The organism is Pseudacidovorax intermedius, assembly GCF_001476815.1.
Classification (GTDB): Bacteria; Pseudomonadota; Gammaproteobacteria; order Burkholderiales; family Burkholderiaceae_C; genus Xenophilus; species Xenophilus intermedius_A.
In genome coordinates this window covers 12,541-32,685 of the sequence record NZ_LDSL01000126.1, presented here as the reverse complement: position 1 = coordinate 32,685, position 20,145 = coordinate 12,541, and the positions used below count along the sequence as shown (strand labels likewise).

At 69.8% G+C, this 20,145-nt stretch carries 8 protein-coding genes; 2 read left to right on the top strand and 6 right to left on the bottom strand.

Annotation, left to right across the window (positions count from 1 at the left end; genetic code table 11):
• Positions 1-129: 129 nt before the first annotated feature.
• From NS331_RS18545 to NS331_RS18525, 5 genes are all read right to left on the bottom strand, one after another.
• Positions 130-1,140, bottom strand: a complete 1,011-nt coding sequence (locus NS331_RS18545) for an NAD-dependent epimerase/dehydratase family protein (protein ID WP_058643434.1) — start codon at positions 1,138-1,140, stop codon at positions 130-132.
• Entirely contained in the window at positions 1,133-1,918 is a 786-nt protein-coding gene (locus NS331_RS18540; RefSeq protein ID WP_058643433.1) for an ABC transporter ATP-binding protein, read from the bottom strand. The genes NS331_RS18545 and NS331_RS18540 overlap by 8 nt, the downstream gene beginning before the upstream one ends.
• Before the next feature lie 3 nt (positions 1,919-1,921).
• Positions 1,922-2,791: an ABC transporter permease gene (locus NS331_RS18535; protein ID WP_153012926.1), complete on the bottom strand. Its 870-nt coding sequence runs from the start codon at positions 2,789-2,791 to the stop codon at positions 1,922-1,924.
• Positions 2,792-2,810: 19 nt separating this feature from the next.
• Positions 2,811-3,812, bottom strand: a complete 1,002-nt coding sequence (locus NS331_RS18530; protein ID WP_242873815.1) for an ABC transporter substrate-binding protein — start codon at positions 3,810-3,812, stop codon at positions 2,811-2,813.
• A gap of 311 nt (positions 3,813-4,123) precedes the next feature.
• Positions 4,124-6,025 carry a TolC family outer membrane protein gene (locus tag NS331_RS18525; RefSeq protein WP_058643431.1) on the bottom strand — a complete coding sequence of 634 codons (1,902 nt, stop codon included), beginning with the start codon at positions 6,023-6,025 and terminating at the stop codon, positions 4,124-4,126.
• A gap of 279 nt (positions 6,026-6,304) precedes the next feature.
• Between NS331_RS18525 and NS331_RS18520 the strand changes: the two genes are divergently transcribed.
• On the top strand, positions 6,305-6,973 hold the full coding sequence (locus NS331_RS18520) for a transglutaminase-like cysteine peptidase (RefSeq protein WP_440589395.1): 669 nt from the start codon (positions 6,305-6,307) through the stop codon (positions 6,971-6,973).
• A gap of 64 nt (positions 6,974-7,037) precedes the next feature.
• A complete protein-coding gene (locus NS331_RS18515) occupies positions 7,038-9,161 on the top strand; it encodes an EAL domain-containing protein (RefSeq protein WP_153012925.1) in 2,124 nt (707 codons plus the stop codon).
• Positions 9,162-9,382: 221 nt separating this feature from the next.
• Here the strand turns inward: NS331_RS18515 and NS331_RS26255 are convergent, their stop codons facing one another.
• Positions 9,383-19,915, bottom strand: coding sequence for a retention module-containing protein (locus NS331_RS26255; RefSeq protein WP_058643429.1), 10,533 nt, complete (start codon positions 19,913-19,915; stop codon positions 9,383-9,385).
• Between the last annotated feature and the right edge of the window lie 230 nt (positions 19,916-20,145).

Genomic DNA, 20,145 nt, shown 5'->3' with positions numbered 1-20,145 from the left:
GGCTGGGGAGAGGGGGCGGCGGCCTGGGCCAAGCGCGGGGCCGTGGTGGCGCGAGCGCCCCCTCTCCCCAACCCCTCTCCCGCGAGGGGAGAGGGGCTCGGGACGCGGCAGAGCGCGGGGGTCCGACCTTCAGGCATGGGCCAGCTCATCTTGGCTTTGCAGCCAAGCCAGGAAGTCGGCACCCGCGCGCGCCAGGTCGTAGCGCGGCACGAAGCCCGTGTCACGGCGCAGGGCGGTGATGGCCATGCTGGCGCGGTCATAGTCGGCGTAGGGGTCGACGTTGGCCGCTTGGCCCGCGTCGGCAATGGCCCAATCGGCGCCCTCGAAGCCCGGCTGCGAACACAACCAGGCGCACCAATCGGCCACCGACCATTCGAAGCCGGCGGCCAGGTTGTAGACGGGCTGTGCAGGCGCCGCGGCGTCCAGCAGCGCCGCGAGCGCGGCCGCCGCATCGCGCACATAGAGCCAGTCCCGCCGCAGCGGCCTCGACAGCCGGACCGCATGACCGGCGCGCAGCAGGCGCAGCGCCTGCAAGGGGGCGCTGGGCGTGTCGCGCACGCCGGTGTCGCGCTCCCAGGGGCCGAAGCAGGTGCCCAGGCGGCCGATGCACAGGTCCAGACCCAGCAGGTCCGCCAAGCGCCGGGCCGCGGCCTCGGCGGCCATCTTGGAGATGCCGTACAGCCCCTCGGGCTGCAGCGGCGTGTGGGTCTCGTGCAGCAGGCCCGGCCCGCGCCCGCTGGCGCCGTAGGCCGAGCCCGAACTGGCCAGCAGCACCCGCCGTACGCCCTGCGACGCCGCCAGCCGCATCGCCGTCGTCACGGCCACCAGGTTGACGGCGAAGATGCCCTCCGGCGCGCGACGTTCGCGCTCGGCCGCGGCCGTCACGGCGGCCAGGATCACCAGGCGCTGCGGCCGGTGCACGGCCAGCGCCGCTTCGAAGGCCGACGCGTCGCACACGTCGCCGCGCAAGGCCGTGAAGCGGCCGGGCAGCGCGGCCAGTGCCTGCTGAGCGCCTTCGGGCAAGGGCGCCGCATCCCAGCCGACCACCGTCTCGCCCCGTGCCAGCAGGTGCTCGACCAGCGCCAGGCCGACGAAGCCCGCAGCGCCGGTGACGAAGGTGACGGGCGCGGTGTCAGCCATGCGCGGCGGCGGCCGGCGTGGCCACGCCCTCGGGCCGCAGCAGTTGCAGGATGTGGCGTTTGTAGTCGTTGAAGCGCGGGCTGGTGGAATCGCGCGGGCGCGGCAGGTCGACATCGATCAGCTCGCGGATGCGGCCCGGCCGCGCCGACATCACGGCGATGTGCGTGCCCAGCGCCAGCGATTCCTCGATGCCGTGCGTGACGAAGACGATGGTGCTCTGGCTGTCGCGCCAGATGCGCACCAGCTCGGCATGCATGTCCATCTTGGTCTGCTCGTCCAGCGCGCCGAAGGGCTCGTCCATCAGGATCACCTCCGGGTTCATCAGCAGCGCCCGGGCGATGCCCACGCGCTGGTTCATGCCGCCGGACAGCTCGCTGGGAAAGTGGTTCTCGAAGCCGCGCAGGCCCACCATGTCGATGAAGTGCTGCGCCCTCTTGCGCCGCTCGGCCTTGGGCAGGCCGCGCATGGTCAGGTGGAAGGCCACGTTCTCCCACACCGGCAGCCACGGCATCAGTGTGGGCTGCTGGAAGACCACGCCGCGGTCCACGCCCGGCGCCGTCACCGGCCGGCCGCCCACGGCCACCACGCCGCGCGTGGGATGGTCGAAGCCGGCAATCATGTTCAGCAGCGTGGACTTGCCGCAGCCGCTGGGGCCCAGCAGGCAGAGGAATTCGTTGCGGCCGACGCTCAGGCTCACGTCATCGAGTGCCTTCACGGCGCTGCCGCGGCGCGGGTCCTCGAAATGGCGCGAGACGTTCTGGATGGTGATGAGGCTCATGGCTCAGCCCTCCTTCGACTGCAGGGTGGAGCCGCGCTGCCAGCGCAGCACGCGCGCCGACAGCAGCTTGATCAGCCAGTCGCTGCAGTAGCCGAGCAGGCCGATGCTGGCCATGGCGGCGATGACGATGTCGTAGCGCAGGAAGTAGTACGAATCCCAGAGCACATAGCCCACGCCGCTCTTCACCGCCACCATCTCGGCCGTGACGGTCAGCATCCAGGCCGAGCCGATGGCGATGCGCAGGCCCGAGAAGATGCTGGGCAGCGCCGCCGGAAAGACGATGTGCCGCAGCAGCAGCCGCGGCGTGCCGCCGGCCATGGCGCCCGCGCGCAGCAGGTTGCGGTCGCAGGTCTTCACGCCGTGGATGGTCGACAGCAGCACCGGAAAGAAGGAGCCCAGGAACACCAGGAAGATGGCCGGCTTGTTGGCGATGCCGAACCAGATGATGGCCAGCGGGATCCATGACACCGGCGGCACCGGCCGCAGCACCTGCAGCAGCGGCTCGATCAGCTTCTCGACGGTGCGCGACCAGCCGATGGCCATGCCCAGGCCGATGCCCAGCGCCGCCGCCAGCGCAAAGCCGGCGGACACGCGGCCGGCGCTGGCCGCCACGTCGAAGATCCAGCGGCCCGAATAGGTCTGCGTGTTGCCGTCGGTGCCGAACACCCAGTCGGCCCAGGCCACCAGCACCTGCGAGGGCGCCGGCAGCAGCGCGGGCGGCAGCACGCCGGAGCGGGAGAAGATCTCCCAGCCGATCAGCACCAGGGCCGGCACGATGGCGCGCTCGATGCGCCGGTACAGCCGCTTCCAGGCCGGCAGCGCGTGCGCCGGCGCGGCGGCGGCCGGCAGCGTGGTGGTGGAGGAATCCGCCATCGTCGTCCCGCCCGCCGCCTCAGTCGCCCAGCTGCGACTTGGGCTTGCCCGTCGCGGCCTCGAGGAAGCGGTAGTCGATGTTCTTCTGGACCGCCGCCGTCACGTCGGTGTTGATGTACTTCAGGTCGCGCATCATCTGCGCGATGGCCACGGCCGAGGCGCGGTGGATGCGGTAGTCGGGATACAGGTTGGCCGCGGCGCCGGTGGCAATGGCCTTGTCCAGGCCGGTCACCTTCTGGATGGTGTCGATGAACAGGCCCTTGTCCTTCTCCATCAGCTCGTTGACCTTGACGATGGCGCGCACCGTCTCTTCCACCGCCTTGGGCTTGCTGGCGATCACGTCCGAGCGGGTGACGATCAGGTTGGTGAGCTTGCCGGCCGCCTGGTCGTAGGGATAGGTGAAGAACTTGGCGGCCTTCACCTCGCGGATCTGGGTGGCGAAGGGGTCGACCGAGCAGATCAGTTCCACCTCGCCGCGGCGCAGGGCCTGCACGTGGTCCGACGGATTGGGGATGTTGATGAACTGGACGTCCTTGTTGATGTCGATGCCCTGCTTGGCGAAGGCACCGCGCATGTGGATGTCCTGCGCATTGCCGCGCGAGGCCGCCACCCGGAAGGGCTTGCCCTGGGCCTTGTAGTCGGCGATGAGCTTCTTCAGGCCCGCCCAGTCGTTCTCGCCCACCGGCAGGTCGTTGCCGACCAGGATCTGCGAGCCGCCGTTGATCTGGCCCGAGATGGCGACCACGTCGAAGCCCTTGTCCAGCGCCGTTGCGTAGTGCAGGTAGGTGACCTGGGCGACGTCGATGCTCTTGGACAGCAGGGCCGTCAGCACGTCGTTGCCGGTGTTGAAGCCGGTGGCCTCCAGCTTGACGTTGGCGGGATTGGCGTTCTGCGGCGTGAGGGCCAGCGGCGTGCAGTGCGCGCACTTGGCATAGCCGAGCTTGATGGCGTCCTGCGCCTGGCCGGCGAGCGGCATCAGGGCGGCAGCGGCCACCAGAAGAGGAGCGATGAATCGGCGCATGGGCATTCCCCGAAAGGTTGAACGACAGGATCGGCGCGAGGCCGGATGCCGGTCATCAAGCAATGGGCGTGCCACTTTGTATCCAATCTGTTGGCGCCATGGATTCAGCGTTTTCTCTTAACGCGTCCTATCTCCATCGGCTCGCCAAGGAACGATTGCACCAGAAGATTGGATACATATTCTCTCGATGGTGCATCCATGCACTCCTTCAAGGCGCCCGCCCCTTCTGCGCCGGGGCGCCCTGAAAGCGCAACGGGCCCCGAAGGGCCCGTCGTTCATGGGAGGCCGCGCGCCGCGCGGCCGGTGGCGGCTCAGCGCGCCGGCGTGGCCACCTCGGACTGGATCTTCCAGGCCTGGCCTTCGCGCACGAAACGCAGCGTCTTGTTGACCACGTCGTTGTAGTCGTCCGAGCGGTAGGTCTGCTTGAAGGTGGCGACGGCGGCATTGGCACCGTCGGCGCGCACCTGCAGGTTCTCCACCACCACGCTGATCGGGCCGGCCTTGGTCACGCGGGTCGTGCGCAGCGACTTCCAGGCGTCCACGCTGCCCTGCTGCGGGCGGAAGCTGGGGGAATAGAAGGCCATGTAGTTGTTCAGGTCCTTGGCCGACCAGGTGCGGGCCCAGGCCTGCACGGTGGGGGCCACGCCCGAAATGTCGGCAGCCGGCGCGCCGGGCAGCGGCGTGGGCGCGGGCAGCGTGGTCGGCGCCGGCATGGTCTGGCCGGGCGTGGGCTGCAGCGGCGGACGCGAGGCGACCACGGCGGCCGTGTCCAGCACCTGGGGCGGCGTCATCTCGGTGCTGCACAGCACGGCTTCGTCCTCGGCCTCGCCGCCTTCCGGCACTTCGGGCGCATCGGCCATCAGCGGCTTCTGGCCCAGGTTGGGCAGCAGGCCGTTGGTCTGCTGCAGCACGCGGTAGCCGGCCAGCAGGTAGTCGTAGCGCGCGTTCACCACGGCACGGCGGGCCTGGAACACTTCGTTCTCGGTGTCCAGCAAGTCCAGCAGCGAGCGCTGGCCGATGTCGAACTGCTGGCGGTAAGCCTCGCGCGCCTTCTCGCTCGACAGCTGGTGCTGCTCGAGGTAGTTCAGCTGTTCGCGCAGGCGGCGCAGGTCGTTGTAGGCGATGGTGGCGGTCTGGCGGATGTTGCGGCAGGCCAGGTCGCGGGCGTCCTGCGAGGCGTAGACGTTTTCCTGCGCGGCGCGGGCGCGGGCGTCGTCGGCACCGCCGCGGTAGAGGTTGTAGTTCAGCACCACCTGCACCGAGCTGTTCTGCGTGCGGGCCACCTGGTCGACGCTGGAAAGCGTCTTGTCGGTGCCGGTCTGGGCCACGAAGGCGACCGTGGGCGACTTGGCGGCGTTGCGCACGTCCAGGTCGGCGCGTGCGGCACGGATGCCGGCCACCGCCGACTGGAAGGCCGGGTTGGTGCGCATGGCGTCGGCCAGCAGCTGCTGGCCCGGGGGCAGGCTGTTGCTGGCGTCGGGCACCGGCGACAGCTGCGCGGCGGGCAGCTGGCCCACCAGGCGCTGGAAGCGCTGGCTCACGTCGTGCAGGTTGGCGCTGTCGGTCAGCCAGTTGGACTGCGACAGGGCGGCGCGGCCCTGGGCCAGTTCCAGGTCCACGCGCTTGCCCACGCCGGCCGAGGCACGGCGGTCGAGCTGCTCGCGCGTCTCGTTGTGGAAGCCCCAGTTGTCGGCGGCCAGGCGCTCCAGGTCGCGGTAGCGGGCGACGTCGATATAGGCCTGCACGGCCTGCAGGGCGATCTCGTCGCTCACGGCCAGGTAGTCGTAGTAGCGGCTCAGGCGGGCGAAGCCGGCACGGCGCGTGTCGCTGGAGGCACCACCGCCGTCGAACAGCGTCTGGCGCAGCTGCAGGTTGGCGCCGGGGCGGCTGTAGCTCTGGTTCTCGCCGCCGCTCACGCGGCTGTTCTGGTAGCCGGCGAAGGCCTGCAGGTCCACCTGCGGACGCAGCGCGGCGCGGGCCACGGCCTGGTCGGCTTCGGAGGCCTGGTAGTTGCGCAGGCGGGCCAGCACCTCGGGGTTGCGGTTGATGGCCAGGTTGACGGCATCGCCCAGCGACGCGGGCGGCAGGGCGTTGGCGGCGGACGCCGGCATCGTCGTGGGCGCCGGGGCCGTGGTCGACGGCGTCTGGGCAACGGCGGCGCTGCAGACCAGCAGGGCGGCGACGGCAACAGGGCGGAAGGTCAGCGTGAACATACGATCGATGGGAGTTCCGTTGGATGAAAAAACAGACGCGCCCGTCGGGTCGCCGTCAGGCTCGGGGGCGACCGAAGCGGGCAATCCGCCGGGTCAGGCGCTGGAATCTAATAAATTATTCTACGTACAGGTAACATTTATTGAGGATGTTGCAACATTCCGTCAATATCCGGAACTTCTCCGCACCGACGGCATGACAGCGCCGCCGCGCGCCCCGCCGGGCAGCCGTGGCCTGTCGTGTTTACGCAACTGTTTTCCGCTCTTTTACGCCCCCGGCGGCTGTGCCTGGCCGGGCTCTGCCGTGCCGCGCTCGCCCTGGCGCTGGCGGGGCTGTTGGCGCTGGGCGGGGCGCCGGGCGCCATCGCCTGGGACGCGGCGCTCATGGAGCGCACCATGGTCCAGCGCTATGGCGCCTACGGTCAGCAGCAGTACAGCGCCTGGCGGGCGCTGGTCGACAGCGGCGCGCAGCTGGACGAGCGCGAAAAGCTGCGCCGGGTCAACGAACACTGGAACCGCGCCGTGCGCTTCGGCGAGGACATGGAGGTGTGGGGCCAGGAGGACTACTGGGCCACGCCCGTCGAAACCCTGGGCCGCGGCCGCGGCGACTGCGAGGACTACGTCATCGGCAAATACTTTTCCCTGCGCGTGATGGGCGTGCCCGAGGAGAAGCTGCGCCTGACCTACGTCCGCGCGCGCGTCGGCGGCGCCACGCAGGCCCACATGGTGCTGAGCTACTACGCCACGCCCGAGGCCATGCCGCTGGTGCTGGACAGCCTGGTCTCCAGCATCATGCCGGCCAGCTCGCGCACCGACCTCACCCCCGTCTTCAGCTTCAACGCCGAAGGCATCTTCACCGGGTCGGGGAGCACCGCCACCCATCCGGTGGACCGGCTGACCCGCTGGCGCGACGTGCTGATCCGCATGCGCGCGGAGGGCGCCATCCCATGACGACCCCATCGCCTGCGCCGCGCCGCCGCGCGCACGCACCGATCCGCTTTCGAGGAGAAGACCTGTGTCCCTGTTGAGACGACTCTGGCTGAGCGTGGTGCTGGCCATGCTGGCCGTGCTGCTGGCCACCTGGGCCGTAAGCATCGCCACCTCGCGGCTGTACCTGCAGCAGCAGCTGCTGGCGCAGGGCGCGGACGCGGCGGTGTCGCTCGCCATGTCCATCTCGCAGCGCGGCGACGACCCGGCCATGGCCGAGACGCTGGTCAACGCCCTGTTCGACAGCGGTCACTTCCAGCAGGTGCGCTACACCGACGTCCGGGGCCAGGTGGTGGTCGAGCGCCAGCGCACCGCCGCCCTGCCCGGCGCCGCGGTGCCGGACTGGTTCAAGGCCCTCGTGCCGCTGCAGGCGGCGCCGGGCGAGGCCCTGGTGAGCAACGGCTGGCAGCAGGCCGGCCGCGTCACCGTGGTGGCCAGCACCCAGTACGCCTACGTGGCGCTGTGGCGCGGCACGCTGCTGCTGGGCGGGCTGCTGGCCCTCACCGGGCTGCTGTGGGGCCTGGGCATCACGGCGCTGGTGCGCTGGCTGCGCCGGCCGCTCAAGCACATGGCCGACCAGGCCGATGCCGTGGGCAACGGCCATTTCCACACCATCGAGGAGCCCCGGGTCGTCGAACTGCGCAGCATGGCGCACGCCCTCAACCGCATGGTGGCGCGGGTGCACGCCATGTTCGCCGAGCAGGCGGCGCAGATCCGCCGCCTGCATGGCGAGGCCACGCGCGACCCGGTGACCCAATTGCCCAACCGCGAGTTCTTCGTCGGCGCGCTGCGCAATGCGCTCGACCCCGAAGCCGACGACACGGCCGGCGGCCTGCTGCTGCTGCGCGTGGGCAACCTGGCCTCGCTCAACCGCCAGCTCGGGCGCGAGCGCACCGACCGCTGGCTGGCCGCCATGGCCAAGGTGCTGGCAGGCGTCCTGCCCACCGAGGGCGACCATGTGCTGGCGCGCCTGAACGGCGCCGACTTCGCCTACCTGTGTCCCGGCGGGGAGCCGGCGCGGCTGGCCGACCTGGCGGCGCGGGCCCATGCGGCGGCCCTGTCGCTGCTCGAGGCCCAGGGCACCGAGCTGCCCGGCGGCTTCGGCATGCCGCTGCCGCAGGGCGATGCCGCCAACACCGACCTCGGCGCCCTGCCCAGCGGCTTCGCCACGCTGGCCACCGACTTCTCCCCGCTGCCCGAGGGCGCCGCCGCCAGCGCACCGGCCGGGCCGGTGTCCGGCTGGGCCGACCTGGCGCCACGCCCGCAGGCCGCGCGCATCGACGTGGCCCACGGCCACTGGCACCGCGGCGAGCGGCCCGGCGAGGTCATGGCCCGCCTGGATGCGGCGCTCATGAGCGCCGAAGGCGCCGTGCAGGGCATCGCCGAGGCGTCGTCGCCGGGCAGCCCCTCGCTCGCGGTGGGCGAATCGGCGTGGGACACGCTGCTGCAGCAGGCCCTGCAGGAGCAGCGCTTCACCCTGGTCTTCTATCCCGTCTGCCAGACCGACGGCAGCCTGATCCACCACGAGGCCATGCTGCGCATGGCACCGCCGCCCGGTGCGCCGCCGGGCAGCCCGCTGCTGTCGGCCGGCCAGTTCATGCCCGCCGCGCTGCGCCTGGGCTGGGTGCAGGAATGCGACCTCATCGCCACCCGGCTGGCGCTGGACGGGCTGCAGCGCACGCCGGCGCCCGTGGCCGTCAACCTGTCGCCGCGCTCGCTGGTGGACCCGAGCTTCCTGCCACGGCTGGACGCGCTGCTGCGCGAGCATCCGGCGCAGTGCCAGTGGCTGTCCTTCGAGCTGAGCGAACGCGGCCTGGAGGAGCACGTCGACGCCCTCGCCCTGCTCGCCCAGCTGCTGGCCCGCCACGGCTGCCGCCTGGGCGTGGAGCATTTCGGCCGCCAGCTGGCGCTGCTGCCGCGGCTTCACGAGCTGCAGCTGCACTACCTCAAGATCGACGGCTCCTTCGTCGCCAGCGTGGAAGGCAGCGAGAGCTACCGCCGCCTGGTGCGCGCCATGGTGGAAGTGGCGCGCGGGCTGGGCGTGGAGGCCTATGCCGAGCAGGTGTCGTCGCATGGCCAGTGGCGCGCGCTTGCTGCGCTGGGCATCGGCGGGGTGACGGGGCCGGCGGTGACGCGGTATCTGAACCGCTGAGGCGGCACCCAAAGGCTGCGGCACGGCAGCCCGCCCGCGCCCCACGTCCAACGGCGGGCGCCGCGTCCTGCCCTACCAAAGAAAACGCCCTGCGGACTCGCATCCGCAGGGCGTTTTCGCTGGCGCCGCCTGTGCGGCCAGCGCGGCCCGCACGCGGGGTGCGGGTACGCCGGCGCCAGGAAAGGAGAAGCGCACGCGCCGCGCGCTTCCCCGGTCCCGGATCAGTCGGTGATCAGCTTCCCCTGGTTCAGCAGGTTCTGGATGATCGCCGCGTCGTTCAGCGTGTTGTTGGCCGTCAGGTCGACGTTGCTCAGCACGATCTGCTGGGTCACGCCACCGCCGGCCGCGCCGTCGTGCTTGACGTCGATCACCGTGTCGCTGCCCGACTTGCTGAAGTGCAGGAAGCTGCCCAGGTTGCCGACGCCCGTGTTGTGGTTCTCGCCCTGCAGCAGGTCGCGCAGGTCGAGCACGTCGCCGCCGCTGGCCTTGGACGCGGTGCCGAAGTCCGTCACGATGTCGCGGGCCGGCGCCTGCGTGGTGCCCTGGTCGCCCAGCTTCCACACGAAGGTGTCGGCACCGGCGCCGCCGGTCAGGATGTCGTTGCCGGCACCGCCGCGGATGCTGTCCGCGCCGTCGCCGCCGCGGATCGAGTCGTCGCCGGCGCCGCCGTTGATGGTGTCGTTGCCGGTGCTGCCCACGATGCGGTCGCCGTGGTCGGTGCCGGTGTAGTTCTGGCCCGTGGTGGTGGTCAGCTGGATCTCGTTCGGCGCCTCGATCCTGATCGTCACCGTCGAGGTGGCGGTGTCGCCGTCCTTGTCGGTCACGGTGTAGCTGAAGTTCTGCGTCAGCGTCTGGCCCGGCGCCAGCGTGTCGCGGGTGGCACGGCTGACTTCGAAGTCGTAGGTGCCGTCCGCGTTGGCCGTCATCTTGCCGTACTGGCTCGACAGGTCGCCCCAGGCCACGCTGGCGAGGCCGTCCGCACCCGGCGTCGTGCCCACCTGGCCGGTGATGTGCGGCAGCGCATCGGTGGAGCTGATGCTCCCCCACAGGCTGTAGGTGTTGCTGGCCTGCTCGTTGGTGTAGATGGTGTTGACCAGGTTGCCGCTTGCATCCTTGAAGCCTTCCACCCGGAAGGTGTAGCTCTCGATGCCCACCTGCACGATCACGTCCTGCTGGGGCAGGCTGATGATGTCGCGCGAGGCGACCGGATCGTTGGTGTTCGGCGTCTCGGTGTGGTCGAACAGCACGTTGAAGCTCACCGGCGTCACCACGCCGTTGATCACCACATTGGCCGTCATGGTCATGGTGACCTTGTCGAGCGTGGACGAGTCCCCATAGATGGGCCAGTTCTCGTGCGTGAAGTCGGCCAGCTTGAACGGCGTGCCGGCCGTCACGGCCGAGCCGCCGGAGCTGGTGTAGCCGATGTTGTCCACCAGGGTGTAGCCCGACTGGCCGTTGCCGCTCGCCGGCGAGCCCCAGGTGATCTTGTCGTTGAGCGCGTCGCTGTCGGTGTTGGTCTGCTTCACCGTGCTGGTGCCGTTGACGAACACCGGGCTGATCCAGCCGCCCTGCAGCGAGTTGATGCTGATGCTGTCGGCACGCACCCAGCCGGTGGCGCTGGTGGCGCTGGCGACCGGGCTGTCGTCCTCCACGCGCACCGTCAGGCTGCCCGTGGTGGCAGCGGCGCCGTCGCTCACGCGCACGCCGACGCTGAACTGGCTCACGTCCTCCTGGCCCTTCAAAGGCTGGTCCAGCGGCTTGCTCAGCGTGACGGTGTAGGCACCGTCATTGCCGATGGCGACGCGGATGGCTTCCGTGCCGGTGGCGCTGCCGACGTGGCCGATCAGTTGCTGCGTGCCGGCACCGGTCCAGACGATGGACTGGCCGCCCGAGGTGAGCGCCGACGTCGGCGCCACCAGGGTCACCGCCAGCGTGTCGCCGTCGATGTCGCCTACCGTCACGGTGCCCGTGGCGATGCGCGCATTTGTCGTGTCGGTGTTGCCGGTCGTGTCGACAATGCCACCCGGCAGGCCCTCTTCGGACACCGAGGCCACCGCACCCGCGCCGATGGTCGGTGCGTTGTTGTTGCCGCCGATGGAGATCACCAGCTGCGCCGTCTCGGTCTTGCCGGCCTCGCCCGTGACGGTGTAGGTGAAGGTGTCGGTCACCGTCTTGTTGCTCGGCAGGCCGCTGGCGTTGTCGGCCACGTAGGTGTAGCTGCCGTCGGCGTTGAGCGTGAGCTTGCCGTACTGGCCGGTCAGCGTCTGGCCCGGTGCCGCCGTGGCGGTGGCGGCCACGCTGGTCGCGTCGCCGCCCGTGTGCACGCCGGTGACCACCAGGCTGCCTCCCACGTCCTTGCCGCCGGCGTCGCCGCCGCTCTGGATCACGCCGTTGGCGGCCGACACGGTGAGCGTGGCGCCGCTCTTGACGCTGCCCACGTCGTCGGCGGCGACGATCTGCGGGTTGGTTTCGCTGTCGGCGCCGGTGCCGGTGGTGGTGATGTTGGGCACCGTGTCGTACACGGTGGCCACGGCCGTCACCGACAGGTCGCCGCTGTACGAGGCCGGCACCGACATGGTCAGGCCGGTGATGGTCACCGCATGGGTCACCGGATCGACGTTCACGGTGTAGCTGCCGTTGCTGGTCAGCGGCAGCGTCCACGTGCCGTCGGCATTGGCCGTGCCGGCCGACAGCGTCGCACCCGCCGGCACGCGCAGCACCACGCTGCTGACGAATTCCGAGTTGTCCACGTCAGTCGGCGTCGCGCTGACCGTCACGGGCACGGTTTCGCCGACCACGTAGCTGACCTTGTTGATCACGTAGTCGTCGTTGGTGCCGGGCGCCGCGAACTCGATGCGGCTGATCAGCGCACCGGTGTCGCTCTTCACGGTAATCGACGGATCGATCAGGTCCGTCACGCCCGTGACCACGCCGCCGCCGATCACCCGGCCCGCGGCGTCGTACAGGGTGTAGCTCGCATGCTCCGTCGGGTTCAGGTACGAGAAGGTCAGCGTCGCGCTGGAGGCCGCCTGGTCGAAGGCGATGGACAGCTTCTCCGACTTGCCGGACTGGTAGCCCAGTTCGGTGTCCGCGCCGTTGCTGGCCGCGCCGGACACGCCGAAGCCGACCACGCCGCCGCCGTTGATGAAGCTGATGGTGCCCGGGGTGCCGTCCAGCTTGGTGGCCGTGACCTTGAAGCCCTGGTCGGTGGAGCCCGCGTTCTGGCTGGTGACCGTCACCTGCGTGGCCACTGGCGTGCCCACGTCCACCACCACCTTGGGCGTGTCCGCCACGGGTGCGATGGTCACGTTCACCGTCGTCGTGGCGGTGCCGCCTGCGCCATCGTTCACCGTGATGGTGAAGCTGTCGCTGCCCGCGTAGTCCTTGACAGGCGTGTACGTGTAGCTGCCGTCCGCACCGACCTCCACCCTGCCGTGCGCCGGGTCGCTGCCCTTGGCATAGCTCAGGTTGTCGCCATCCACGTCCGTGGCCACCACCTTGCCGGTGACGGTGGTGTCTTCACGGGTGGTGGTGCTGTAGTTGGCGGGCAGCACCGGGTTGTCGTTGACCGGGTCGATGCCGATGGTCACCGTGGAGGTGGCCGTGGCGCCGCTCGGGTCCCGGACCGTCACGGTGAAGCTGTCGCTGCCGTTGTAGTCCTTGGCGGGGGTGTACGTGAAGGTGCCGTCGGCGTTGACCGTCACGCTGCCGTGCGCCGGGTCGCTGCCCTTGGTGTAGCTCAGCGGATCGCCGTCCACGTCGCTGCCGACCACCTTGCCGCTGACGGGCTTGTCTTCGGGCGTCGTCAGGCTGTAGTTGGGCACCGTGGGCGCGTCGTTCATCGGCGTGACGCCGATGGTCACGGTCGAGGTGGCGGTGGCGCCGCTCGGGTCGCGCACGGTCACCGTGAAGCTGTCGCTGCCGTTGTAGTCCTTGCCCGGGGTGTACGTGAAGGTGCCGTCGGCGTTGACCACCACGGTGCCGTTCTTCGGATCGCTGCCCTTGGTGTAGGCCAGCGGGTCGCCGTCCACGTCGCTGCCCACCACCTTGCCGCTGATCGGCGTGTCCTCCTGCGTGGTCAGGCTGTAGTTGGGCGCCGTGGGCGCGTCGTTGACCGGCGTGACGTCCACGAACACGGTGGAGACCGCCTTGCCGCCGTTGCCGTCGTCCACGGTGACGGTGAAGCTGTCCTTGCCGTTGAAGTCCTTGGTCGGCGTGTAGGTGTAGCTGCCGTCGGCGTTGACCACGACGGTGCCGTGGGCCGGGTCGGTGGTCTTGCTGAAGGTCAGCGTGTCGCCGTCCACGTCGGTGGCCGCGACCTTGCCGGCGATCGGCGTGTCCTCGGGCGTGACGATGCTGTAGTTCTTCGTGACCGGGTCGAAGGTCTGGTTCGCGGGCGGATTGGGCGGGTTGACGGGCACCGGATCGTCGTTGACCGGCTTCATGTCCATCGTCACCTTGGCGGTGTCGGTGCCGCCACGGCCGTCGTCCACCGTGTACTGGAAGTCGACCTTGCCGTTGAAGTCCTTGTTGGGCGTGAAGGTGAGCGTGCCGTCGGCATTCAGGCTCAGCACGCCGTCCTTCAGCGCCACCGGCGAACCCACCGCGATGGGCTGGCCGTTGATGGCCGTGATGTTCAGCGCGTCGCCGTCCGGATCGGTGTCGTTGGAACGCGGGTCGAAGTTCAGCGGCGTGTCCTCGAAGCCGCTGACCACGTTGTCCAGCGCGTTCGGCGGATCGTTCACGCTGTCCACCACGATGTTCACCGTGGCGATGTCGCGCGCCGTGCCGTCGCTCACCGTGTAGGTGAAGCTGGCCGGGCCGTTGTAGCCGGCATCGGGGTTGTAGGTGATGCTGCCGTTGGCGTTCAGGGTGGCCGTGCCGTGCTCGACGGCAATGGCCTGGCCGACGACGGCGTTCTTGCCGTCGATCTGCACGACGCTGAGCGGCTCGACGTCCACGTCCTTGTCGTTGGCCAGCACGTTGATGGTGATGGCGGTGTCTTCGGGCGTGGTGGCGGAGTCGTCCACGGCCACGGGCGCGTCGTTGACCCCGGTGACGGTGAGCGTCAGCGTGGTGGTCGAGGTGGCACCGGTGGGATCGGTCACCGTGTAGCTGAAGACGTCCTTGGCACTCTCGCCGTCGTCCAGGCCCTTGGCTGCGTCGTTGGGCGCATAGGTGTAGCTGCCGTCGGCGTTGAGCGTCAGCACGCCCCACTGGCCGGCCAGCGGAATGCCCGCGTCCACCACGGCGCCGTTGATGCCGACCTTCAGCACCGACAGCGTGTCGCCGTCGTCGTCGCGGTCGTTGACCAGCACGCCGGCCACGTTGCCCACCTTGAGCACGAGGTCCTGGCTGGTGGTGTTGACGTCGGCCACGGCCACCGGCGCGTCGTTCACGCCGCCCACGCTGATCGACACGGTGGCGGTGGAGGTGCCGCCCTTGCCGTCGCTGATGGTGTAGGTGAAGCTGTCGTCGCCGTTGTAGTCGAGGCCCGGCGTGTACAGCGGGTTGCCGTCGGCGCCGAGGGTCACGGTGCCGTGCTGGGGCTGCGTGAAGCCGATGATGCTCAGCGTGTCGCCGTCCACGTCGGTGTCGTTGCGCAGCACCGGGATGGAGATGGGCGTGTCTTCGGCCGTGTTGACCTTGTCGTTGACCGCCAGGGGCGCGTCGTTGACCGGCGTGACCTCCACCGACACGGTGGCCGTCACGGGCGTGCGGCCGTCGGTGGCGGTGTACGTGAAGGTCGGGTTGCCGTTGTAGTCCTTGTTGGGCGTGTAGAGCAGCGTGCCGTCGGCGTTCAGGCTCACGACGCCGCCGGTCACGGCCACCGGGCCGGCGCTGATGTCCTTGCCGTCCACCGCGATGATGCTCAGCTTGTCGCCGTCCACGTCGGTGTCGTTGGCCAGCACGTCGATCCTGACGGGCGTGTCTTCAGGGGTGCGCGCGAAGTCGTTCGACAGTGCGGGCGTGTCGTCCAGCGGCGTGACGACGATGTCCACGCGCGAAACCACGACGCCGCCCTTGCCGTCGTTGACGGTGACGCTGAAGCTGTCGTTGCCGTTGTAGTCGGGCGCGGGCTGGTAGACGTAGGAGCCGTCGGCGTTGACCGTCACGGTGCCGTGCGTCGGGTCGCTCGCCTTGGTGAAGCTCAGGGCGTCGCCGTCCACGTCGGTGGCGACGATCTTGCCGGTCAGCGGCGTGTCCTCGGGCGTGGTGCGGCTCTGGTTGGGGGCCACGGGCGCGTCGTTGGCGCCGTCCACGGTCAGGGTCAGGGTGGTGCTGGCGGTGGCACCGGAGGGATCGGTCACCGTGTAGGTGAAGACGTCCTTGCCGCTCGCGCCTGCGCCCAGGGTCTGGGCCGCGGCGTTGGGCGCGTAGGTGTAGCTGCCGTCGGCATTGAGCGTCAGCGTGCCCCACTGGCCTTCGATGGGCTTGCCGGCATCGACGGTGCTGTTGCCGATGCTGACGCGGCTCACGGACATGCTGTCGCCGTCGGGGTCGACGTCGTTCACCAGCACGCCGGCATTGGCGGCCACGCGCAGCGTCGTGTCCTCGCCGGTGCGGTTGGTGTCGGCAGCGGGCACCGGTGCGTCGTTGACGCCGCCCACCGTGATCGACACGGTGGCGGTGGCGGTGCCGCCGTTGCCGTCGCTGATGGTGTACTGGAAGCTGTCCTTGCCGTTGTAGTCCAGGCCGGGCGTGTACAGCGGGTTGCCGTCGGCACCGATGGTCACGGTGCCGTGGGCCGGCTGGGTGAAGCCGATGATGCTCAGCTTGTCGCCGTCGACGTCGGTGTCGTTGCTCAGCACCTTGATGCTGACCGGCACGTCCTCGTCGGTGGTGACGGTGTCGTTGACGGCCACGGGCGCGTCGTTGACCGGCGTGACGGTGACGTTCACCGTCGAGGTCGCGGTGCCGCCCTTGCCGTCGCTCACCGTCACGGTGAAGCTGTCCTTGCCGTTGAAGTCCTGGCTGGGCGTGTAGGTGTAGGTACCGTCGGTGTTGACCGTCACGGTGCCATGGGTCGGGTCGCTGCTCTTGGTGAAGGTCAGCGGATCGCCGTCCACGTCGGTGGCCGCGACCTGGCCCTTCACGGGCGTGTCTTCCGGCGTCGTCAGCGTGTAGTTGCCGGTGGCCGGGTCGAAGTTCTGGCCCGGGGGCGTGACCGGCGGGTCGCTGGGCACCGGCGGATCGTTCACCGGCGTGACGTTGATGGTCACCGTCGAGGTGGTGGTGCCGCCGTTGCCGTCGTTCACCGTCACGGTGAAGCTGTCGCCGCCGTTGTAGTCCTTGGCGGGCGTGTAGGTGTAGCTGCCGTCCGGGTTCACCGTCACGCTGCCGTGCGTCGGGTCGCTGCCCTTGGTGAAGGTCAGCGGGTCGCCGTCCACGTCGAAGCCGACGACCTTGCCGCTGACGGGCGTGTCTTCCGGCGTGCTGACGGTGGTGTTGGGCGCGGTGGGCGCGTCGTTGACGGGCGTGACGGTGACGTTCACCGTCGAGGTGGCGGTGCCGCCCTTGCCGTCGCTCACCGTCACGGTGAAGCTGTCGGCGCCGTTGTAGTCCTTGCCCGGGGTGTAGGTGTAGGTGCCGTCGGTGTTGACCGTCACGGTGCCGTGCGTCGGGTCGCTGCTCTTGGTGAAGGTCAGCGGGTCGCCGTCCACGTCGGTGGCCGCGACCTGGCCCTTCACGGGCGTGTCTTCCGGCGTCGTGAGCGTGTAGTTGCCGGTGGCCGGGTCGAAGTTCTGGCCCGGGGGCGTGACCGGCGGGTTGGAAGGCACCGGCGGATCGTTCACCGGCGTCACGTTGATGGTCACGGTCGAGGTGGTCTTGCCGCCGTTGCCGTCGTCCACCGTCACGGTGAAGCTGTCGCCGCCGTTGTAGTCCTTGGCGGGCGTGTAGGTGTAGCTGCCGTCCGGGTTCACCGTCACGCTGCCGTGCGTCGGGTCGCTGCCCTTGGTGTAGGTGAGCTTGTCGCCGTCCACGTCGGAGCCGGTGACCTTGCCGTTCAGCGGCGTGTCCTCGGGCGTGCTGACCTTGTAGTCGACCACGGTGGGCGCGTCGTTGACCGGCGTGACTTCCACCGACACGGTGGCCGTCACCGGCGTGCGGCCGTCGGTGGCGGTGTACGTGAAGGTCAGGCTGCCGTTGTAGTCCTTGTTGGGCGTGTAGAGCAGCGTGCCGTCGGCATTCAGGCTCACGACGCCGCCGGTCACGGCCACCGGGCCGGCGGCGATGTCCTTGCCGTCGACGGCGATGATGCTCAGCTTGTCGCCGTCCACGTCGGTGTCGTTGGCCAGCACGTCGATCTTGACGGGCGTGTCCTCGGGGGTGCGGGCCACGTCGTTCGACAGCGCCGGCGTGTCGTCCAGCGGCGTGACGGTGATGTCCAGCGTGGTCGAGGAGCCGGTGTTGGTGGTGTAGGTGACCGTGGGCACCTGGCCGTTCCAGTTGGCGTCCGGCGTGAACACGTAGTCGCCATTGGCGGCGATGGTGATCGTGCCCACGTTGGCGATGGTGGCGGTGCCGCCGGCGGCCACGGCCGCGGCCTGGCCGGCCACCTGGAAGGAGGCCACGCTCAGCACGCTGTCCACGTCGCGGTCGTTGGCCAGCACGTTGCCCACGGCCGGGCTGTCTTCCGTCGTGGTCTTGACGTCGGGGGCCAGCACGCTGGCGTCGTCCACCGGCGTGATGCCGACGAACACGGTCGAGGTGGCGGTGCCGCCGTTGCCGTCGCTCACCGTCACGGTGAACTGGTCGCTGCCGTTGTAGTCCTTGGACGGGGTGTAGGTGTAGCTGCCGTCGGCGTTGACCACGACCGTGCCGTGCGTCGGGTCGCTGCCCTTGGTGAAGGTGAGCGGGTCGCCGTCCACGTCGTTCGCGGCCACCTTGCCGGACACGGGCGTGTCTTCCGGCGTGGTGATGCGGTAGTCGCCCGTGGTCGGGTCGAAGGTCTGGCCGTTCGGCGGGCTGGGCGGATCGACCGGCACCGGCGGGTCGTTGACCGGCGTGATGCCCACAAACACGGTGGACGTGGCGGTGCCGCCGTTGCCGTCGCTCACCACCACGGTGAACTGGTCGGCGCCGTTGTAGTCCTTGGCAGGGGTGTAGGTGTAGCTGCCGTCGGCGTTGACCACGACCGTGCCGTGCGTCGGGTCGCTGCCCTTGGTGAAGGTGAGCGGGTCGTTGTCGGCGTCGGTGGCCGCGACCTTGCCCGAAACGGGCGTGTCCTCCGGCGTGGTGATGCGGTAGTCGCCCGTGGCCGGGTCGAAGGTCTGGCCGTTCGGCGGGCTGGGCGGGTCGACCGGCACCGGCGGGTCGTTGACCGGCGTGATGCCGACGAACACGGTCGAGGTGGCGGTGCCGCCGTTGCCGTCGCTCACCACCACGGTGAACTGGTCGCTGCCGTTGTAGTCCTTGGCGGGGGTGTAGGTGTAGCTGCCGTCGGTGTTGACCACCACGGTGCCGTGCACCGGGTCGCTGCCCTTGGTGAAGGTCAGCGGGTCGTTGTCGGCGTCGGTGGCCGCGACCTTGCCGGAGACGGGCGTGTCTTCGGGCGTGGTGATGCGGTAGTCGCCCGTCGCCGGGTCGAAGGTCTGGCCGTTCGGCGGGCTGGGCGGGTCGACCGGCACCGGCGGATCGTTGACCGGCGTGATGCCGACGGTGACGGTGGAGGTGGCGGTGCCGCCGTTGCCGTCGCTCACCACCACGGTGAACTGGTCGCTGCCGTTGTAGTCCTTGGCGGGCGTGTACGTGTAGCTGCCGTCGGCATTCACCACCACGGTGCCGTGCTGCGGGTCGCTGCCCTTGGTGAAGGTGAGCGGGTCGCCGTCCACGTCGGTGGCGGCCACCTTGCCGGAGACGGGCGTGTCCTCGGGCGTGGTGATGCGGTAGTTGCCCGTGGTCGGGTCGAAGGTCTGGCCAGCGGGCGGGTTGGCCGGATCGGCCGGCACCGGCGCGTCGTTGACCGGGGTGATCGTCACGTTGACAGTGGCGGTGGCCGTGCCGCCCTGGCCGTCGCTCACCAGCACGGTGAAGCTGTCGGTGCCGTTGAAGTCCTTGCCGGGGGTGTACAGGTAGGTGCCGTCGCTGTTGACGACCACCACGCCGTGCTGGGGCAGCGTGCCGGCGGCGAAGCTCAGCGGGTTGCCGTCGGCGTCGAAGGCGTTCACGCGGCCGGGGATGGGCGTGTCCTCGGGCGTGGTGATGCTGGCGTTCTCGGCCGTGGGCGGAATGTTGGCGGTGGGCGTCAGCAGCAGGCCGGGCGACGGCGGCAGCGCGGCCACGGGGCGGTCGAAGCCATTGGTGTCGCCCAGGCCCAGCGAGGGCGTGGTCTCGACGACGCGGTCCAGCACCACGAAGGAGTGGCCTTCGCTGGCCTCGCCGCCATTCAGGCCGGCCGCGGTCGGGTCCAGGTCCTGGAAGGGATCCTGGCCGTTGTTCAGGGCCTGGATCACGCGGTCGACGTCGGCCGAGCCGCGGTTGACCGTGCCTTCCGAACGCTCGGGCGTGGGCGCCGTGCCCAGCATCTCGGCATTGGTCGACACCTCGCGCGGGCCGGCGACCACGAGTTCGCCGCCGGGCGTGCGCAGCTCGACGACGGCGCCGTCGTCGATGACGAGGATCTGGCCTTCACGAACGAGGTCCCCCAGCTTCAGGGCGCGCAGTTCGCCCGAGGGGAGGCGGATGAAAGCCTTGCCGATCAGCTCGGTGACGGTCCCGGAAGCGGCGACAGCGGTCGTGGTGGTGGCCATGGTTTGTGACTCAGGGTGAAAAAAGGTTGAGGCAAATGTTAAAGATCGTTTCTTCGCTTCACATTGGCCTTGAGGACAGGGCCCGCCTGCTTATTTGCGGAACTAAGTCACGGATTTGGGGGGCACCCCCCATGCCGCTTCGCGGCTCCTCCCTCTCTGGCGCCTTCGGCTTGGAGGGGGGCGCACCCACCGGCCCGGCAAAGCCGGTTCCGCGGGTGCCCTGGCTTGGC